The following is a 14,214-nucleotide window of genomic DNA, read 5'->3' on the forward strand; positions in this document are numbered from 1 at the left end:
TACGGCCGCGCGTGTCGAGCCGTGTCACACGATCGAGTGGCTTATCAGGAACGTTGATGTCCTTCGCGGGTGTGGAGTCGGGACCTTCGCCCCTGTGCTGTCGGGGCCTCGTCATCGACTTGTCGGCAAACAAAAAGCAATACGAATCGTGCTGATGTGGAATTGCATCCCTGGGTCGGGTTGGCTGGTCGATTCGGCTCCGTGAAGTCGCGAGACGAGCGATGGGACTGCTCGCCGACTCGACCCCTCGGCCCTGTCCGCCACCGCCGCAGCCGACCTTGCCGCGCCCGAGTGTTCTAAGTCACTCAAAGCCGCGCCGGTGTCCGCGGAAACAAAAAAGCCCCTGTCCGCATTGCTGCGGAACAGGAGCTGATTTGTATTTCAATCGGGGTGACAGGATTTGAACCTGCGACCTCTTCGTCCCGAACGAAGCGCGCTACCAAGCTGCGCCACACCCCGGCTGGGAACGAGTAGAACTCTACATCATGTCCGCCCCAGCTCCGAATCGGACCCCCTCATTTCGGCCCTGACCAGGCGTAACAGGCCTCGGGACCAGGGTCAGCAGGGACGCCTCCGGAGGACAGCAGAACCGCACCGGCGCGTACGGGGAAGTGCCCATGCCGGCGGACACGTTCATCCACATGTGCGAGCCCCAGCGCGAAACCCCGCGGGCGCGGCCGCGGTCCAGTTCGCAGTTCGTGACGACCGCGCCGTAGAACGGGATGCGGAGCTGGCCGCCGTGCGTGTGGCCGGCCATCACGAAGTCGTAGCCGTCGGCCGCGAACGGGTCGAGCACGCGGGGTTCGGGGGAGTGCGTGACGCCCAGCCGCAGGGCGGCGCTGGGGTCGGGGGTGCCCGCGATGTCGGCGTAGCGGTCGCGCTTGAGGTGCGGGTCGTCGAGGCCCGCGCAGAAGATGGCCTGGCCGTTGACCATCACGGTCTTGCGGACGTGCGTGAGGTCTTCCCAGCCCCGCTCGATCATGCCCGCGCGGAGGTCGCGCCACGGCAGCGTCACGCCGTGGATGCGCTTGGTCTTCGACGACGGCAGGAGGTAGCGCACCGGGTTCTTGAGCTTCGGGGCGAAGTAGTCGTTGCTGCCGAAGACGAACACGCCCGGCTTGTCGAGCAACGGGCCGAGCGCGCGCAGCGTTCCGGGGACGGCGTCCTTGTGCGCGAGGTTGTCGCCCGTGTTCACGACGAAGTCCGGGTCGAGGTCGGCCAGCGCGGCCACCCAGCGCTGCTTCGACACCTGGTTCGGCGTCATGTGCAGGTCCGAGATGTGCAGCACGCGGATCGGCTTCGCGCCGGGGGACAGCACCGGCACTGTCGCCGTGCGCAGGGTCCAGTGCCTCCTCTCGATTCCCGCCGCGTACGCGATGGTCGCGGCGCCTACTGCGGTCGTGGCGAGGAGGGCTCGGCCGAGCTTGTTCACGCGTCCAGGGTACGGAAGGCGGTTAACTCGATCGGCGCGGCATCCGGCGGGCGGTACCGTTCTGCGCCATGGCGGAGTTGAAGACGCGGCTGCAGAACGACCTGACTGTGGCGATGAAGGCTCGGGAGACCGTCACGGCCGGTGCGCTGCGGATGGCGCTCACGGCTGTCACGAACGAGGAGGTCTCGGGCAAGCAGGCCCGTGAGCTCACCGACGACGAGGTCGTGAAGGTCCTCGCGCGCGAGGCGAAGAAGCGCAAGGAGGCCGCGGAGGCCTTCGACGGTGCCGGCCGGGCCGAGAAGGCGGAGCTGGAGCGCCAGGAGCTCGCCGTGCTGGAGACCTACCTGCCCAAGCAGCTCGGCGACGCGGAGCTGGCGTCCATTGTGGACAAGGCGTACGACGCCGTCGCCGCGCAGCTCGGCGAGGCGCCGGGACCCAAGCAGATGGGCCAGGTCATGAAGGCCGTCAACGCCGAGGTCGCGGGCCGTGCCGACGGCGGTCGTGTCGCCGCCGCCGTGAAGGCCAAGCTCACCAGCTGAACCGACGTGCCGCAGCGGCCGGAACCGCTGCGGCACACCAACCTCAGAACGCCTTGTCGACCGCGTCCGCGAACTCGCCCATGGACCTGAACTCGAGGTCGTAGCGGTAGTCGCCGGACGGCTGCGGCGTCGCGCCCCAGCCGGGCCTGTCGTGCCGCCGGTTGATCCACACCGACGGCAGCCCCTCCCGCTTGGCCGGAACGTGGTCGTGGAACAGGCTCTGCGCCACGTGCAGCAGCTCCGACCGCTCCACCCCCAGCGAACCGAGCGTGGTGTCCAACGCGCGGAAGTGGTTCTCGGCGGGCTTGTACGCGCCGACGTCCTCGGCGGTGATGATCGCCGCGAAGTCCCCGCGCAGGTGCCGGTTGCTGCCCGCGAACCCCTCGCGGTGCACGTTCGACACGATGATCAGCTCGTAGTGCGCCGCCAGCCGCGCCAGCGCGTCCGCGGAGTCCGGGAACGCCGGCCAGTCGGGCACGGACGAGCCCAGCCGCTGGGCCCACTCGTCGCCCACCTCGCGCCCCAGTGCGGCGCCGGTGCGGCGGAACGACTCCGCGAGCACCTCCGGGTAGAGCCGGAACGGTGTCTCGGCCGCCACGACGGCCTCCTGCTCGCTGTACGCGAGCAGCAGTTCCTCGTCCGACACCGACAGGCCGGCCGAGCGCGCCCACGGCGACAGCACCGCCGCGATCCCGGTCTCCCAGTCGATGAGCGTGCCGTAGCAGTCGAAGCTGAGCGCCTTGTACGCAGTCAGGTCCATGACGCGAACTGTAGTACAGTTCAACTGTAAGGCAACCCGTTAAACTGGCCACATGTCAGCCCTCGACGGCCTCGAAGTGCGCCGCACCACCACGGCCCAGCAGCTCGCCGACGGCCTGTCCGAACGGATCATGGCGGGCGCCTTCGGCCCCGGTGACAGGCTGCGGGAGAGCGCGATCGCGGCCGAGCTCGGCGTCGCGCGCAACACCATCCGCGAAGCCGTCCGGATCCTGGAGCTGACCGGGCTGGTGCGCTACGAGGTCAACCGCGGGGCCGTTGTCATCGCGCCCACGCCGGAGAACGTCGAGGCCCTCTACACCGCCCGCGAACGCCTGGAGACCGCCGCGCTGGCCCGCGTCCCGCGCCCGGAGCAGCTCGCGGCGATCACGCAGAGGTTCGAGGAGCTGCGCGCGGCCGCGGAGAGGGGTGACACCCGCGAGATCGTCGACCGCGACCTCGCCTTCCACCAGGCGATCGTGGCGCTGCTCGACAGCACGAGGCTCGACGAGTTCTACGCCGGCCTGACCCAGGAGCTGCGCTTCTACCTCACGGTCCTGAGCAGGTCCGAGACGCCGGAGCAGGTCGTCGCGGAGCACGAGGCCATCCTCGACGCCCTCCGCCGCGGCGACCGCGACAGGGCGGTCGCCGAGATCCGCGCCCACGTCGACGCGAGCGTGGACCGCCTCAAGGCGATGCTGAGGCCTTAGCGGGTCGGCCTGCCCGGCTCGGTCGGCAGGGTGATCGGCGGGCCGTTGCCGTTGCCGTTGCCGGGGTCGCCCGGCGGTGGCGGGGCGTTCGACGGCTCCGTCGGCACCGGCGGCGGCACGTAGCCCGAGCTCACCGACAGCGTGATCACCGTGCCGCGCAACGCGTTGCCGCGCGGCGTCTGGCTCACGACCCTGCCCTTCGGCTGGTCGGAGTTGACGGTCTGCTGGCTCGACTTGTAACCGGCCTGCTCGAGCACCCGCACGGCGTCGTTGACCTGCCTGCCCACGACGTCCGGGATCTGGATCTCGCGGCCGCCCTTGAGGTAGCGCTGCTCCACCTGCGGCAGCGGCGACACCGGGATGGCCGCGTGCACCTTCGTCATCGTCTCGAACCACGTCTTGGCCGGGATGGTGCCGCCGAAGATGTTGCCGTTGCCGCACAACCGGGGCGTGCCGGTCACGCAGATCGGGCGCGGGGTGGTGCCGTCGTTGAACGTCTGCACGGCGCCCGCGAAGTCCGGGGTCGCGCCGATGAACGCCGCCGACTTGTACTCCTCGGTGGTGCCCGTCTTGCCGATCATCGGGCGGGTCCACTTGGCGTTGCGGGCGGCCGCCGCCGCGGTGCCGCCGCCGACGTCGTCCTTGCTCATGCCGACCGCGAGGCCGTTCGCGAGGCCCTCGGCGACCACCTGCTCGCACTGCGCCTCGTTGACCTGGACGGGCTTGCCGTTGCGGTCCAGCACCCTCGCGATCGGGGTGGGCGGGCACCACTTGCCGCCGCTCACGATGGTCGCGGCGACGTTCGCCAGCTCCAGCGTGGACACCGGCGCCGGCGACAGCGTGAACGACGCGTTGCCGCCGTTCTGCTTGTAGAACTCCGTCTGCGAGATGCGGTTCTGCTTGTCCTTGGCCTTCGGGTCGGGCCGGGTGCCCTGCAGGTTCGTGGCCATCGTCTCGCGCATGCCGAGGCGCGACGCCATGTCGACGACCGCGTCCATGCCGGTCTGCTCCTCGAGGATGACGAAGCCGGTGTTCGGCGACGTCGCGAGGGCCTGCTGCAGCGACATCGACGACGGGTAGCTCGAGTCGAAGTTCGACAGGCAGTACCAGCGGGTGCCGGGCTCACCGGTGCTCGGGCAGCGCTGGGCGCCACCCTTGAACACCCGCGACACGTGCGAGGTCGGCGTCGGGATGACGTTCTCGATGCCGAGGCCCTTCTCCAGCGCCGCTGCCGCGGTGAAGACCTTGTAGACCGAGCCCGCGCCGAACTTGTTCTCCACGCCGCTGGGCAGGTCGTACGTCGTCTGCCTCAGGTCCGACTTCAGGCCGTAGTCGCGGTTCGCGACCAGCGCCAGCACCTCGTGGCGTTCCTTGCCGGGCTTGACGACCGCCATCGTGTTCGCGATGCCCTCGGTGGTCTTGGCGACGCCCGCCTCGGCCGACGCCTTGGCCTGCTGGGTGACCGTCCTGTCCAAAGTGGTCTGGACGGTGTAGCCGCCGGTGCGCAGCTGCTCCTCGCTGAAACCCGCGCGCTGCAAGTAGTTCACGACGTACGAACAGAAGAAACCGTTTTCCGGGCCGGCGCCGACACAGCCGTTCGGCGGGGTGCGGACCGGGGTCGCGAGACCCAGTCCTTCCTTCTTCGCCGCCTCACCCGCGTCGCGCGACAGCTTGTCGTTCTCGACCATCCTGTCGATCACTTTGTTGCGCCGGTCCAAAGCTTTGTCCGGATACGCTTCGGGGTCGAGCGCTGACGGACTGTTCACCATTCCCGCGAGCATCGCGGACTGGGGAACGGTCAACTTGTCCGGCGTCGTGTTGAAGTAAGCCTGCGCCGCCGCCGCGATGCCGTAAATGGTCGAGCCGAAAGGAACGACGTTGAGGTACCGGGCGAGGATCTCCTCCTTGCCGAGCTTGCGCTCCAGTTGCAGCGAGATCCGGGCCTCGCGCATCTTGCGCGCGATGGTCTGCTCCTGGGCCTTGGCCTGCTCCAGCTTGTTGTTCCGCGCCACGACGTGGACCAGGTAGTTCTTGACGTACTGCTGGGTCAGCGTGGACGCGCCCTGCGACACCGAGCCGCTGACCTGGTTCGTCAGGCCCGCGCGGATGGTGCCCTTCCAGTCCACGCCCTGGTGCTCGTAGAACCGGCGGTCCTCGACCGAGATCAGCGCGGCCTTCATGGTCGGCGAGATCTTCTCGGGTGGTGTCAGCACCCTGTACTGGTCGAACAGGTAGGCGATCGGGGCGCCCTCCCTGTCCGTGACCGTGGTGATCAACGGGGGATCCGTCGTCACGAGGTCGGCGGAGATGCTGTCCACGGTGTCGCTGGCCCTGTTCGAGACGAGGCCTGTCGCACCCACGACTGGGAACAGCATGCCGGCGAGGAGAACCCCAGCCAGCAGGCACAGGCCGAGCATCTTGAGCACGCCATTCCTGACTCGCACGCAGGTCAGCGTACGCCGTACACGAACGGGTGAAGGTGATCAGTAAGTGCCGTTACTCAGCATGAGTAGACATACGCAAGACAGGTAACAGTCGGGTGACCCAGGGTTGGACAGGGAACCGAACGGCACTACAGTCCGTCAACGTCCAAGGAATGCAGTCGTAGCTCGAACGCTACGGCATCCGTGGCAGGGGTGTGGCGGATTTCCACATTTGGACAGCACTGAGGAGTGGGGGATATGAACCAGGGGGATTGGCGTATCAACGCTTCGTGCCGGGACGAAGAGCCGGATCAGCTCTTCGTCCGAGGTGCGGAGCAGCGCAAGGCGAAGCTCGTGTGCCTGGGTTGTCCGGTGCGCATGGAATGCCTGGCCGAAGCGCTGGACAACAAGATCGAGTTCGGGGTCTGGGGAGGCATGACCGAGCGCGAACGCCGCGCTTTGCTGCGCCGCCGCCCGGACGTCGAATCGTGGTTCGAACTGCTCGACAACGCACGTCAAGAGCACGTCGAAGACACGAGGGTCGGCTAGGGGACTATTCCCCGGCGAGCCGGCGACCTATCTCCCGCAGGCCGTCGAGGTCGTGCACGTCCGCGGGCAACGCGGGCACGCCGACCAGCGCGACACCGGGATGAGCACGCGTGAACCGGGCCAGCAGCCGCTTCTCACGATCGGCCACTGCGACCCGGTCCGCGTGCAGCCGGAGCACTGCCGCGGCGAGCGGCGCGTCACCGGAGCGGTCGAGGTCGTCCGCCGCGGCCAGCGCCTTCGCCGCGGGCAGGTCCGCCGCGAGCACCGGGTGGGTCCTGTTCGCGACGAGGCCGCACAACGGCATGTTCTCGGCGCTGAGCCGTTCCACGAAGTAGCTCGCCTCGCGCAACGCGTCGGGTTCGGCCGCCGCAACCACCACGAAACCGGTTCCGGGCGACCGGAGGAGTTCGTACGTGCGCTGCGCGCGCTCGCGGAATCCGCCGAACATGCTGTCGAAGGCCTGGACGAACGTCGACGCGTCCTGCAGCAGCTGGCCACCGACGATCGTCGAGACGGCCCGCGTGAAAAGGCTGAACCCGGTTCCGACGATTTTGAGCAACCCCCGGCCGCTCGCGCGGGCCGGTGCCGAGAGCATCCGGATGAACTTGCCGTCGAGGACGGTCGAAAGCCGCTGCGGCGCGTCCAGGAAGTCGAGCGCCGACCGGCTCGGCGGGGTGTCGACGATGATCAGGTCCCACTCGTCCTGCGCGACCAGCTGGCCCAGCTTCTCCATCGCCATGTACTCCTGCGTGCCGGAGAACGACGAGGAAATGGTCTGGTAGAAGGGGTTCGACAGGATCTGGTCCGCCCGGTCGCGACCGGCGTGGGTCAGCACCATGTCGTCGAACGTGCGACGCATGTCGAGCATCATCGCGAACAGCTCGCCCTTGGGCTGGAAGCCGTCGACGGTGACCGCGCGCGGGTGGTTGTCGAGCTCCCGCAGGCCCAGCGACTGCGCGAGGCGCCGGGCCGGGTCGATCGTCAGCACGACCACGCGCCTGCCGCGTTCGGCCGCGCGCAGCGCCAGCGCCGCCGCGGTCGTCGTCTTGCCCACGCCGCCGGAACCGCAGCACACGAGGACGCGCGTCTCGAGGTCGTCGAGCAACGGGTCGAAGTCGAGCTTGTTCATCGGACTCCCGCCGCGACCAGCACCTCGGCCAGCTCGTACAGCGCGGCCACGTCCACCCCGTCCGTCAGGTCGGGCAGCTCGAGCGTCGGCAGGTCCGACTCGCCGAGCAGCTCCTTGGCCTCCTGCTGCGACTGCACCCGGACGGCGTGCTCCACGGTCTCGTCGACGAGGCCTTCGAGCGTGAACTCGTCGAGGTCGAGCCCGGCGGTCCTCAGCCCGGCGAGCACGCGCGACTCGTCCACCCTGCCCTCGGCGGCGACCGGCACGGACCGCGCGGGCAGCCGCGCCGGCTGCACCCGGTTCACCAGCACCGCGCCCGGTCGCAGGTCGGCGCCGTCCAGTTCGGCGACGGCGTCCAGGGTCTCGCGCACCGGCATCTCCTCCAGCAGCGCGACCAGGTGCACCGCCGTGTCACCGGAGTGCAGCAGCCGCACGACGCCCTCGCTCTGCCCCTTGATCGGCCCGACCTTCGCGAGGTCGGCCATGGCCTTCGTGACGTCGAGGAACTTGACCACGCGCCCCGTCGGCGGCGCGTCCAGCACGACGGCGTCGTAGACGTGGCGGCCGTCCGGCCCGGTGCGGTTGACGCATTCCTTGACCTTGCCGGTCAGCAGCACGTCCCGCAGGCCGGGCGCGAGCGTGGTGGCGAACTCGATGGCGCCCATCTTGCGCAGCGTCCGGCCGGCGAAGCCGAGGTTGTAGAACATCGCCAGGTACTCGAGCAGCGCCGCCTCCGCGTCGACCGCGAGCGCGTGCACCTCACCGCCGCCCGGCGCGGACGCGATCCGCTCCTCGGAGTACGGCAGCGGGGCCCGGTCGAAGAGCTGGGCGATGCCCTGCCTGCCCTCGACCTCCACCAGCAGCACCCGGCGGCCACCGGTGGCGAGCGCGAGCGCCAGCGCGGCCGCGACCGTGGTCTTCCCGGTGCCGCCCTTGCCGGAGACCACGTGCAAACGGGCTCGGGTCAGCTCCTCGGTCCACGACGTCACACGTCCAGACTATGTGTGAAATCGGTCAGGTGTGGCCCGGGCGGTCAATCAACCATGGTGAGGAAGAGAACTGCCATGGCGGTGGCGGCGACCAGTGCCCAGGCCACGACGGACGGCAGCCACAGCGCGATGCTCGCCGTGACGACGACCACGACGACCAGACCGATCAGACCCGCCTGCACGACCTGGGGGCGGTTGCTGTGCTTGCGGTCGCGGACCTGGGCCATGGCGACGAGCACCATCACGAGCCCACCCAGCGCGAACAGGCTGGTGGCGATGATCCTCCAGGTCTCCACGTGATCAAGGTAGCCCGAAGTGCGCGAACCCCGCAGGCGTCGATCGGGTGGCAAGTTAGGCTCGGCGCATGACGAAGTGGGAGTACGCGACCGTGCCGTTGTTGATCCACGCCACGAAGCAGATCCTCGACCAGTGGGGCGAGGACGGCTGGGAGCTGGTCACCGTGCTGACCAACCCGACCGGTGAGCAGCACGTCGCGTACCTGAAGCGGGTGAAGGCGTGAGCACCTGGAGCGCGCGGTTGCAGGAGCTCGGCATCGAGCTCCCCGGCGTCGCGGCGCCGCTGGCGGCGTACGTGCCCGCCACGCAGAGCGGTTCGTGGGTCTTCACCTCCGGCCAGCTGCCGTTCGTCGACGGCAAGCTCCCCGCCACCGGCAAGGTGGGCGCGGAGGTCTCGCCGGAGGAGGCCAAGGAGTACTCGGCGACGTGCATCCTCAACGCCCTCGCGGCCATCGACGCGCTCGTGGGGATTGACTCGATCAAGCGAGTCGTGAAAGTTGTCGGGTTCGTGGCCTCCGCCGAGGGCTTCACGGGGCAGCCGGGTGTCATCAACGGCGCGTCGGAGCTGCTCGGCGAGATCTTCGGCGACGCGGGCAGGCACGCCCGGTCCGCCGTGGGCGTGGCCGAGCTGCCGATCGGCGCTCCGGTGGAGATCGAACTGGTCGTCGAGGTCTGAGTCCCGGTTCGCGTACCGGGTTCCGCTGAAGGGTGTGACATGTCGGACACGTGCCACGAGCTGCTCCTGAGGCTCGCCGGACGCCTGCCGGACGAGCTGCTGTGGCGGTACCGCGACTGGGCGGCCTCGGACGCGTACGCGGTGCTGGCCAGGTCACTGCCGCGCACCCTGCTGCACGGGCGCATCCCCTTGACCGATCACGAGCTGCGCCTCCTGCAGGACTCGCTCGTGCCCTACGGGGCGGAACCCGGTGCCGTCAGTTCGGTCAAAGGGCTGGACGAACTGCCCCCCACCGACTACACCTTTTCCCCAGAATCACCCGATCGGGTGCCGATGGGGGATTCCGCGACCGTCGTTCTCGGTGCCACGCTGCGAGGCCGCAACGGGGTCGGTGAGGTTCGCTCCTGCTGGCGCATCGGTCCCTCGGGGATCAACCGCGTCCTGCTGGTGGCGGCCACCACCGGTCACTCCCGGCTGACCGGAGAGTTGCAGCGCGTGCTGCGGGCGTTGGGCGAGCACGACCCGTGCGTCGAGGTCGTTCCGTCCGGCATGGACCTTCCGCCCTACCACCGGGCGGCGTTGGCGGCATCGGAGCTGGTCTGCGCCGGCGCCGAGTCCGATGAGCACCTCGTGCTCAGCTAAGGAGAGTTGACGTGACGAACGACGGTGTCGGCCTGCCGGTCCGTCTGCACGACCTCCTGCTGTCGATGGCCGGGCGCGTCGACGACGACGCCCTGTCGCTGGCGCGCGAGTTCCTCGCGGTCGGAGAACTGGACCGCTCGATCGAACTGCTCGTCGGCACCCTCATCGCCGGCGGCATCCCGGTGCTGCCGGACGAGCGCGCGACCATCACGTGGGTCCTGCACGAGGTCCGCTCGGACGCCTCGCTCACCGACCGCCTGCCGGTGGTCGAGATGGTGCCGTTCATCCGGCACCGCTTCACCTCCGAGACCGACCCCGGCGCGGACATCGCCGCGCACCTGGTCCGCGCGGTGTCGGTGCTGCCCGACATCCGCTCGGTGCGGTGCGTCTGGCGTTCCTCGCCGACGGGCTCCACGCCCGGCCCGCTGCCGCAGCGGGTGGTGCTGGTGGACATCGGCCCGCAGGGCTTCGCGCCCGCGACCGCGTACCGGATCGACTCCGTGCTGCGCAAGGCCGGCGTCCGCGCAGCCGTCGAGGTCCTCACGACCGGCATGCAGCTCGGCGAGTACCACGCGTCCGCCGTGACGTCCTCGCGCGCGGTGCCGATGTCCGGGTCCCCGGTCCCGGTCGCCGAGCCCGTCTCCCCGCAGGGTGCGTGGTTCGACCAGCCGGAAGAGCCTCCCGCTCCGGCGCCGGTGGCCGAGCCGACACCGGCGCCGGAGCCACAGGAGGAGACCGGCTCACGACGCACGCGTTCCACACCGGCGCTGGAGGGCTCGCAGCCGTTCCCGCCCAAGCCCGTGAAGCGCATCCCGATGGCGACCGTCGAAGCGCAGGCCGAGCCGCTCCCGGAGCCGCTGCCCGAGCCGGTGCCGATCAACAGGGCCGAGGTCACCACGGAGCTCAAGGCCGACGAGCTGGCGGCCCTGCAGGCCGCTCTCGCCGAGCCCGCCGAGCCGTCCTCGGTGGACGCGAACCTCAGCGAGCGCGAACGGGCCCTGCTGCAGCAGCTGCACGAGGAGCTGGCACAGCGGGAGCAGACCGGTGCGCCCGCCTCGGACAGCGGCCGCTGGCAGATCGACCGCTCCTCGTCGCGCCAGTCCGCGTTCGGCGCGACGAACAACGGCCACCAGTCTCAGTAGCCGCCGCGCAGGTACTCGAGCTGGGCCCGCACCGACCACTCGGCGGCGGGCCACAGCACCCTGTCCACGTCCGCGTAGACGACCTCGACGACCTCACGTGGGGTCGGTGCGCCGCCGAGAGCTTCCACGGCGTTGCGGACCTGCTCCAGCCGTTGCGTGCGGTGCGCGAGGTACATCCGTGCGGCCTCGCCCGCGTCCGCCAGTTCGGGGCCGTGGCCGGGCAGCACGGCCGTGTGCTCCGGCAGGTCGGCGAGCAGCTTCAGCGACTCGAAGTAGTCGCCGAGCCTGCCGTCCGGGTGGGCCACGATCGTCGTGCCGCGGCCGAGGACCGTGTCGCCGGTCAGCACGGCCTCGCCGTCGATCACGAAGCACAGCGAGTCGCTGGTGTGGCCGGGCGTGCCGAGGACCCGCAGCTCCAGGCCGGAGCTGGTGATCACGTCGCCGTCGCGGAGACCTTCCGAGCCGTAGGTGAACGTCGGGTCGAGCGCGCGCACCGGGGCTTTGACCAGTTCCGCGAACTCACGAGCGCCGTCGGAGTGGTCCGGGTGGCCGTGGGTCAGCAGGATCTCGGACACCGGGCCGAACGACGCGATGCGCTTCAGGTGCGCGTGGTCGAGAGGGCCTGGGTCGACCACGACGTACGACTCGGCGTCCGGGGCCTTGAGCAGCCACGTGTTCGTGCCGTCGAGCGTCATCGGTGACGGGTTGTCCGCGAGCAGCACGGCCGCGTGCGGCGTGACCTGGCGCAGCTCGCCGTACAGCGGGTGCGCGGCGCGGGCGCCGATCAGCGGGGACCCGCTCACGGCAGCACCACCCGGATGACGTCGCCGTCGCGGATCAGCTTGGGGATGATCTTCTCGACGCTGCGCTCCTCGGCCATCACCTTCTCGACGCTGCCGAGCGCGCCGACCTCCTCGAGGGTGCGCCAGGTCGGCGGCATGAGCATCCGACGACCCTCCTGCGCGTCCTGGACGGCGTCCTCTGGCGTCTGCCACGACGCGTCCGACGCCTCGGTCGTCTCCCCGTCGGCCTTCTGGCCGGACGGCAGCGCGGCGACGAAGAACCGGGTGTCGTAACGGCGGGGCTCCTCCTGCGGAGTCACCCAGTTCGCCCACGGCCGCAGGAGGTCCGCCCGCAGCACGAGGCCCTCCGAGGTGAGGAACTGCGCCAGCGAGATCTCGCGGTCGACCAGCTGCTGCCGGGCCTTCGAGTACGCCGAGGTGTCCGCGACGACCGACGTGGCGTCAGGACCCGCGAGCAGCACTCCGGACTCCTCGAACGTCTCGCGCACGGCCGCGCACACGAACGCACGGGCCGTCGACGCGTCGACGCCGAACACCTCGCCCCACCACTGCGGTTCCGGACCGGTCCACGCGACGGACGTGTCGGCGTCGCGCCGGTCGACGCCGCCGCCGGGGAAGACCGTCATGCCCCCGGCGAACGCCATGCCCTTCACGCGGCGCAGCAGGAAGGCCTCCAGGCCCCGCACGCCGTCGCGCAGCAGGACCACGGTGACGGCGTCGCGGGGCTCGGCAGGTTGGGAGACGGGCTTCGCGGGTACCAGGTTTCCCGGCAAGGTCATGTCGTCGGGCATCCTCCGAGCGTACGACCGCGCTTACCCGAGGATGGTGTGATGGCGACGAAGGTCTCCGGTTGTCTGGTGCAGGTGCTGCTGTTCCTGCTCGGAGCCGTGCTGGCGACGGGACTCACCGCGGTGGCGGGCGTGGTGATGTTCGTGCCGGACCGCACGACCGTGATCAGCGTCGACCCGACCTCCACGACACCGGGCGTGTACGTGAAGAAGGTCGAGCAGCTCGTCGGCGGCACCCACTACGAGATCTGGCTGGGCCCGTCCCCTGACCGCGGCCACGTCGTGACGGTGCCCGCCGGCTGGGACCACGACCCGCGGCGCGAGTCCTCCCCGGACGGCCTGCGCCTGGAGTTCGGCAACGGCGGCGAGATCTTCGTCCCCAAGGCGAGCTACTCCTGAGGCAGGATGTGCGAGTGGACGAACAGCTGCGCGTAGGACTTGTCGGTGCGGGCCCGTGGGCCCGGATGATCCACGCCCCCGGCATCGCGAACCACCCCGGCACCACGCTGACCGGCGTGTGGGCGCGCCGCGAGGAGGCAGCCGCGGAACTCGCCGCCTCCTCCGGCGCCGAGCCGTTCTCCGACTACGGCGCAATGCTGTCCACAGTGGACGCCGTGGCGTTCTGCGTGCCGCCGGGCGTGCAGGGCCCGATGGCGATCGAGGCCGCCCGCGCCGGCAAGCACCTGGTGCTGGAGAAGCCGATCGCCGAGAACGCCGAGGTCGCCGCCACCCTGGCCGACGCGGTGGCCGAGGCCGGCGTCGCGTCGCTCGTCGTGCTGACCCGCCGCTACGCCCCGGAGACCAAGCAGATGCTGGCCCAGCTGCACCGCACGGGCGGCTGGACCGGCGCCGACAGCCGCTGGATCTCGGGCGCGCTGCTCGACGGCCCGTTCTCGAACTCCCCGTGGCGCCACGACAAGGGCGCGCTCGACGACGTCGGTCCGCACGCCTTCGACCTGCTGGACGCGGCCCTCGGCGAGATCACCGACGTCGTGGCCGCCACCGTCTCCGACACGGGCCTGTGGCAACTGATCCTGCGGCACGAGGGCGGCGCCACCAGCACCGTCTCGCTGTGCCTGTCCCTGCCGCTGCAACCCGCTTTCGCCGACCTGACCGTCTTCGGGGTCAACGGCGCGCGCACTCTGACCAACCGCGACACGCCCGCGTTGGAGTGCTTCACGAACCTGCTCGACGACTTCGTGGCGATGGTGCACAGCGGAACGACTGCGCACGAGTGCGATGTGCGGCGCGGGTTGCACCTGCAGCGGATCATCGACCTGGCGAGGAGCAAGGCCGGGGCGTGAAGGGGCTGGCGCGAGGCTCGAAGGGCTGAGTGCCAC

17 protein-coding genes and 1 tRNA gene are annotated in these 14,214 nt (G+C 70.1%); 9 read left to right on the top strand and 9 right to left on the bottom strand.

Annotation, left to right across the window (positions count from 1 at the left end):
- Positions 1-385: 385 nt before the first annotated feature.
- Both L6E10_RS06850 and L6E10_RS06855 read right to left on the bottom strand, forming a co-directional pair.
- A tRNA-Pro gene (locus L6E10_RS06850) sits at positions 386-459 on the bottom strand.
- Between the two features lie 19 nt (positions 460-478).
- A complete protein-coding gene (locus tag L6E10_RS06855) occupies positions 479-1,432 on the bottom strand; it encodes a metallophosphoesterase (protein WP_236217892.1) in 954 nt (317 codons plus the stop codon).
- Positions 1,433-1,500: 68 nt separating this feature from the next.
- Between L6E10_RS06855 and L6E10_RS06860 the strand changes: the two genes are divergently transcribed.
- Positions 1,501-1,971 carry a GatB/YqeY domain-containing protein gene (locus L6E10_RS06860; RefSeq protein ID WP_236217894.1) on the top strand — a complete coding sequence of 157 codons (471 nt, stop codon included), beginning with the start codon at positions 1,501-1,503 and terminating at the stop codon, positions 1,969-1,971.
- 43 nt (positions 1,972-2,014) lie between these two features.
- On the opposite strand, the gene L6E10_RS06865 is transcribed toward L6E10_RS06860, so the two are convergent.
- Positions 2,015-2,731: a haloacid dehalogenase type II gene (locus L6E10_RS06865; protein WP_236217896.1), complete on the bottom strand. Its 717-nt coding sequence runs from the start codon at positions 2,729-2,731 to the stop codon at positions 2,015-2,017.
- Between the two features lie 52 nt (positions 2,732-2,783).
- Here L6E10_RS06865 and L6E10_RS06870 point away from each other — a divergent pair, with 52 nt between their 5' ends.
- Entirely contained in the window at positions 2,784-3,437 is a 654-nt protein-coding gene (locus L6E10_RS06870; protein ID WP_236217898.1) for a GntR family transcriptional regulator, read from the top strand.
- Here L6E10_RS06870 and L6E10_RS06875 read toward each other — a convergent pair.
- On the bottom strand, positions 3,434-5,881 hold the full coding sequence (locus L6E10_RS06875; RefSeq protein WP_236217900.1) for a transglycosylase domain-containing protein: 2,448 nt from the start codon (positions 5,879-5,881) through the stop codon (positions 3,434-3,436). The two genes, L6E10_RS06870 and L6E10_RS06875, sit on opposite strands and share 4 nt — an antisense overlap.
- Before the next feature lie 237 nt (positions 5,882-6,118).
- On the opposite strand from L6E10_RS06875, the gene L6E10_RS06880 reads away from it, so the two are divergent.
- On the top strand, positions 6,119-6,409 hold the full coding sequence (locus L6E10_RS06880) for a WhiB family transcriptional regulator (protein WP_090097622.1): 291 nt from the start codon (positions 6,119-6,121) through the stop codon (positions 6,407-6,409).
- Positions 6,410-6,413: 4 nt separating this feature from the next.
- Here the strand turns inward: L6E10_RS06880 and L6E10_RS06885 are convergent, their stop codons facing one another.
- The 3 genes from L6E10_RS06885 to L6E10_RS06895 are packed head-to-tail and all read right to left on the bottom strand — an operon-like array spanning position 6,414 to position 8,823.
- Positions 6,414-7,538, bottom strand: a complete 1,125-nt coding sequence (locus L6E10_RS06885) for an ArsA-related P-loop ATPase (RefSeq protein WP_236217902.1) — start codon at positions 7,536-7,538, stop codon at positions 6,414-6,416.
- Positions 7,535-8,527 (bottom strand): ArsA-related P-loop ATPase, encoded by a 993-nt coding sequence (locus L6E10_RS06890; RefSeq protein ID WP_236217904.1) that lies wholly within the window; start codon positions 8,525-8,527, stop codon positions 7,535-7,537. Before L6E10_RS06890 ends, L6E10_RS06885 begins: the two co-directional genes overlap by 4 nt.
- A 44-nt stretch (positions 8,528-8,571) precedes the next feature.
- Positions 8,572-8,823: a hypothetical protein gene (locus L6E10_RS06895; protein ID WP_090097619.1), complete on the bottom strand. Its 252-nt coding sequence runs from the start codon at positions 8,821-8,823 to the stop codon at positions 8,572-8,574.
- A 68-nt stretch (positions 8,824-8,891) separates the two neighbouring features.
- On the opposite strand from L6E10_RS06895, the gene L6E10_RS06900 reads away from it, so the two are divergent.
- The 4 genes from L6E10_RS06900 to L6E10_RS06915 are packed head-to-tail and all read left to right on the top strand — an operon-like array spanning position 8,892 to position 11,283.
- Positions 8,892-9,047 carry a DUF4177 domain-containing protein gene (locus L6E10_RS06900; protein WP_086668176.1) on the top strand — a complete coding sequence of 52 codons (156 nt, stop codon included), beginning with the start codon at positions 8,892-8,894 and terminating at the stop codon, positions 9,045-9,047.
- Entirely contained in the window at positions 9,044-9,499 is a 456-nt protein-coding gene (locus L6E10_RS06905; RefSeq protein ID WP_236217906.1) for a RidA family protein, read from the top strand. The genes L6E10_RS06900 and L6E10_RS06905 overlap by 4 nt, the downstream gene beginning before the upstream one ends.
- Before the next feature lie 39 nt (positions 9,500-9,538).
- The gene (locus L6E10_RS06910) at positions 9,539-10,141 is read left to right on the top strand and encodes a hypothetical protein (protein ID WP_236217908.1); all 603 of its coding nucleotides are present in this window, start codon (positions 9,539-9,541) and stop codon (positions 10,139-10,141) included.
- Between the two features lie 11 nt (positions 10,142-10,152).
- Complete coding sequence (locus L6E10_RS06915; RefSeq protein ID WP_236217910.1) at positions 10,153-11,283, top strand: hypothetical protein; 1,131 nt, start codon at positions 10,153-10,155, stop codon at positions 11,281-11,283.
- Here L6E10_RS06915 and L6E10_RS06920 read toward each other — a convergent pair.
- Complete coding sequence (locus tag L6E10_RS06920; protein WP_236217912.1) at positions 11,277-12,086, bottom strand: MBL fold metallo-hydrolase; 810 nt, start codon at positions 12,084-12,086, stop codon at positions 11,277-11,279. The two genes, L6E10_RS06915 and L6E10_RS06920, sit on opposite strands and share 7 nt — an antisense overlap.
- Positions 12,083-12,877 (bottom strand): NUDIX domain-containing protein, encoded by a 795-nt coding sequence (locus L6E10_RS06925; RefSeq protein ID WP_236217914.1) that lies wholly within the window; start codon positions 12,875-12,877, stop codon positions 12,083-12,085. Before L6E10_RS06925 ends, L6E10_RS06920 begins: the two co-directional genes overlap by 4 nt.
- A gap of 39 nt (positions 12,878-12,916) precedes the next feature.
- Between L6E10_RS06925 and L6E10_RS06930 the strand changes: the two genes are divergently transcribed.
- Together L6E10_RS06930 and L6E10_RS06935 are read left to right on the top strand one after the other, a co-directional pair.
- Positions 12,917-13,273, top strand: a complete 357-nt coding sequence (locus L6E10_RS06930; RefSeq protein ID WP_236217915.1) for a hypothetical protein — start codon at positions 12,917-12,919, stop codon at positions 13,271-13,273.
- A gap of 14 nt (positions 13,274-13,287) precedes the next feature.
- Complete coding sequence (locus L6E10_RS06935) at positions 13,288-14,178, top strand: Gfo/Idh/MocA family protein (protein WP_236217916.1); 891 nt, start codon at positions 13,288-13,290, stop codon at positions 14,176-14,178.
- The last annotated feature ends 36 nt before the right edge of the window (positions 14,179-14,214 follow it).

Source organism: Lentzea sp. CC55, assembly GCF_021056325.1.
Classification (GTDB): domain Bacteria; phylum Actinomycetota; class Actinomycetes; order Mycobacteriales; family Pseudonocardiaceae; genus Lentzea; species Lentzea jiangxiensis.